Here is a 4,622-nt window from a genome sequence, read left to right as displayed (position 1 = left end):
AGCTCCGTCACACCGTGCCGCTCGACCAGGTGCCGGGCAATGATCCGGCCGAGGCCACCGGTACCGCCCGTGATGAGCACAGGACTCTCCCAGCCAGCCGCCTCCTGGGCGGGGTGCGCCCGGGCCAGGCGGGCGGCGCGGGCCTCGCCGTCGCGGATCACCAGTTGCGGCTCGTCGAGGTCGAGCACCGCGAGCAGCGTCGCGAGCGAGGACTCCTCGGCGTCGAGGTCGATCAGGCCGAAGCGGTCCGGGTGCTCGGACTGCGCCGAGCGGACCAGACCCCAGGCGGCGGCGCCGGCGAGGTCGTCGCCGTCGACCGCGCCCCGGGTGACGAACACCAGGCGGCCGTCGCGGTCGTCGGCGATCCACTCGTGCAGCAGCCCCAGCACCTGGCGGGTGGTGCGGTGCGCGCCGTCCGCGCCGGGCTCGCCGGACAGCGGCACCAGCACGACCGACGTGTCGGCGAGCGCGAGCCGGCCTTCCACCCGGCCGACCGACAGCCCGAGCACGTCGGGGCCGAGAACGCTGACGCTCCGGCCCGCCTCGGCGGGCGGCACGGCGACCGGCGTCCACTCGACGGCGAAGAGCGCGTCCTGGCGGCGGGCACCGGTCTCCTCGTGGGTGACCGCCCGCACCACCAGCGACTCGACCGAGGCGACGGCGTTGCCCGCCGGGTCGGCGAGCGCGATCGACGTTCCGGCGGCGTTGCGGGTCAGACGCACCCGCAGGGCGGAGGCGCCGGTCGCGTGCAGGGAGACGTTCTCCCACGCGAACGGCAGCCCGGCGGTGCCGCTCTCGTCGAGCAGCAAGGCGTGCAGGGCCGCGTCGAGGAGGGCAGGGTGCAGTCCGTACGGCGTGACGTTGACGTCGTCGGGCAGCGCCACCTCGGCGTATGTGTCGTCGCCGATCCTCCATGCCGCCTTCAGGCCCCGGAAGGGCCCGCTGTAGGCGAACCCGGCCTCGGCGAACCGGTCGTAGCAGCCCGTCACGTCGAGCGGCTCGGCGCCGGCCGGCGGCCACACGCTCGTGTCGAAGTCGATCCGACGCTCGCCACCGGCGAGCGCACCGGACACGACCTGCGTCCACGGCACGTCCACGGCCTCGGCGGGCCGGGCGTGCACGGTGAAGGTACGACGGCCCGACTCGTCCTCGGCGGACACCCGTGTCTGCAGGGCGAGGCCCCCGGTCTCCGGCAGGATCACCGGCGCGGACAGCGTCAGCTCCTCCAGCCGGTCGAGCCCGAGTTCGTCGCCGGCCCGCACGGCCAGTTCGACGAGGGCCGCACCCGGCACCATGACGCTGCCGTTCACGACGTGGTGGGCCAGCCATGGGTGGGTGCGCAGGGCGAGGCGGCTGGTGAACAGGAAGCCCTCGCCGTCGGCGAGTTCCGCCGAGGCGTTCAGCAGGGGGTGACGGAGGGCCACCAGGCCGATGCCGGACGCGTCGTCACCGCCGATGCGTACGGCGGGCCAGAACGCCTGGTGCTGGAAGGCGTAGGTGGGCAGGTCGATCGGCCTGCCGCCCGGGTAGAAGGACGTCCAGTCGACGTGGGTGCCGTGGACGTGCAGGGTGGCGAGGGCGGTCAGGGCCGCGGTCGGCTCCGGCTTGTCCTTGCGCAGGACCGGGATCGCGACCGCGTCGGGCTTGTCCTGGGCGACCATCGCGGACAGGACGCCGTCCGGGCCGATCTCCAGGAAGGTCGCGTCGGCGAGAGCCTGGATGTTGTCGTGGAAGCGGACCGCGTCCCGGACGTGGTTCACCCAGTACTCGGGGGCGGTCACATCGCCGGACGTGGTGAAGGGGATCTGCGGCTCACGGAACTCGATCTCGCCGATCGCCTCCCGGAAGTCCTCCAGCATCGGGTCCATCAGTGGCGAGTGGAAGGCGTGCGACACCCTCAGCCGCTTCGACTTCCAGCGCTCAGCGATCTTGAGGACTTCGGCCTCGTCACCGGAGATCACCACGGACGTCGGGCCGTTGACTGCGGCGATGGAGACGTTGTCGGTCAGATGCGGCAGCACTTCGGCCTCGGAGGCCATGACCGAGACCATCGCGCCACCGGCGGGCAGTTCCTGCATCAAGCTGGAACGGGCCGTGACCAACAGGCACGCGTCCTCCAGGCTCAACACACCCGCGACGTGCGCCGCCGCGATCTCGCCGATGGAGTGACCGGCCAGGTGATCCGGCCTCACACCCCACGACTCCACCAGCCGGTACAGCGCCACCTGAAGCGCGAACAGAGCGGGCTGCGTGTAGCCGGTCTGGTTCAGCAGCTCCTCGTCCTCACCCCACACCACCTCACGCAGCGCAGGGTCGAGGTACATCAGGGCGTCGTCGAACGCCTCCGCGAACACCGGGAAGCGGTCGTACAACTCCCGCCCCATGCCGAGCCGTTGCGAACCCTGACCGGAGAAGAGCAGGGCGAGGGGGCGACCGGAGCGGGCCCGGCCCCGGGCCAGTTCGATGCCGTCCAGCAGCACCGCACGGTGGTCGAAGAGGGTACGGCTGGTGAGCAGCGAGTGGCCGATGTCGACGGGGTCACCGTCGAGTTCCCGGACCCGGTCGATCTGGCCCGACAGAGCCGCCTCGGTCTTCGCGGACACCAGCCACGGCACGTCGGAGGTGGGGGCCTCGACAGCTGTTGCCGGTGCGACGGGTGCTTGTGCGACCGGCTGCTCCAGGATGACGTGCGCGTTCGTGCCGCTGAGGCCGAACGACGAGACACCGGCCCGGCGCGGGCGCCCGTCGGTCGGCCAGCCGGTCGGTTCGCCGATCAGCTCGACGGCGCCCTCGCTCCAGTCGACGTGTGTCGACGGCTCGGTGACGTGCAGCGTCGGCGGGAGCACGCCGTGCTCCAGCGCCTTGACCATCTTGATGACACCCGCGACGCCCGCGGCCGCCTGGGCGTGGCCGATGTTGGACTTCACCGACCCCAGGTAGAGCGGTACGTCGCGGTCCTGGCCGTAGGTCGCCATCAGGGCCTGCGCCTCGATGGGGTCGCCGAGCGTCGTACCGGTGCCATGGGCCTCGACGGCATCCACGTCGGCGGTGGACAGGCCTGCGGATGCGAGTGCCTGCCGGATGACGCGCTGCTGCGACGGACCGTTCGGCGCCGTAAGCCCGTTGGAGGCACCGTCCTGGTTGACGGCCGAGCCCTTGACGACGGCCAGGATCCGGTGGCCGTTGCGGATGGCGTCGGACTCGCGCTCCAGCACCAGCAGGCCGACGCCCTCCGACCAGCCGACGCCGTCGGCACTGTCCGAGAACGCCTTGCATCGGCCGTCCTGCGCGAGCCCGCGCTGCCGGGAGAAGCCGACGAAGGCGCCCGGTGTGGACATCACGGTGACACCGCCGGCGAGGGCGAGGGTGCACTCACCGGAGCGCAGCGCCTGCATCGCCCAGTGCATCGCGACCAGCGACGACGAGCACGCCGTGTCCACGGAGACCGACGGGCCCTCGAAGCCGAACGTGTAGGACACGCGCCCGGACGCCACGCTGGGCGAGGTGCCGGCGCCCTGGTGCCCCTCGGCGTCGGCCTCCAGGATCTGGGCGTAGTCGGAGTACATGACGCCGGCGAACACACCGGTCCGGCTGCCTCGCAGGGACGTCGGGTCGATGCCGGTGCGCTCCAGGGCCTCCCAGGTCGTCTCCAGCAGTAGCCGCTGCTGTGCGTCGGTGCCGAGCGCCTCACGCGGGGACATCCCGAAGAACTCGGGGTCGAAGAGGGCGGCGTCGTGGAGGAAGCCGCCGGAGCGGGTGTACGACGTGCCGAGGTGGTCGGGGTCGGGGTGGAACAGGGTGTCCAGGTCCCAGCCTCGGTTCGTCGGGAACGGGGTGATGGCGTCGTCGCCGCTGACCACCAGGTTCCAGAGGTCCTCGGGCGAGTCGACTCCGCCGGGGTAGCGGCAGGCCATGCCGACGATGACGATCGGGTCGTCGGTGGCGGACACGGGTGCGGGCAGGAGCTCGGCGGTGTCCGCCACGGAGCCGAATAGTTCGGCGTGCAGGTGGTCGGCGAGGGCCAGTGCGGTCGGGTAGTCGAACACGAGCGTCGCGGGCAGCTTCAGGCCCGTGGCCGCCGTCAGCTGGTTGCGGAACTCGACCGCCGTGAGCGAGTCGAAGCCGAGGTCTTGGAAGGCCCGCGCGGAGTCGACCGCGTCGACACCCGCGTGGCCCAGCACCTGCGCCGCCTGGGCACACACCAGGCCGACCAGTTCGGTGCGGCGTGCCGTCGGGTCGAGGGCGGCGAGGCGTGCGACCAGCGAGGACGCGGCCTCCGAGCCCGCGACGGCCCGGCGTGCCTTGGTGCGGACGAGTCCGCGCAGGAGGGGGGCCACGGTGGCATGACCGCGCAGCGCCGGAAGGTCCAGCCGCACGGGAAGCACCAGGGGTTCGCCGGTGGCGAGCGCCGCGTCGAACAGTTCCACGCCGTGGTCCGCGCTGATGGCGGGCATGCCCGAGCGGGCCATGCGCTCGGCGTCCTCCTGAGCCGGCATGCCGGTCTCCCAGGCGCCCCAGGCGAGGGACACGGCGGGCAGCCCTTCCGCCCTACGGCGAGCGGCCAGAGCGTCGAGGAAGGCGTTGCCCGCCGCGTAGTTGCCCTGTCCGGCATTGCCGAAGAC

At 72.4% G+C, this 4,622-nt stretch carries 1 protein-coding gene; it reads right to left on the bottom strand.

The features are described 5' to 3' along the window. Positions 1-4,622 (bottom strand): type I polyketide synthase (locus ACTMVF_RS42320; protein ID WP_441276417.1); only part of this gene is annotated, 4,622 nt, incomplete at both ends.

The organism is Streptomyces sp. SD31 (assembly GCF_052068475.1).
Classification (GTDB): Bacteria; Actinomycetota; Actinomycetes; order Streptomycetales; family Streptomycetaceae; genus Streptomyces.
This window is presented reverse-complemented; position numbering and strand designations above follow the sequence as displayed.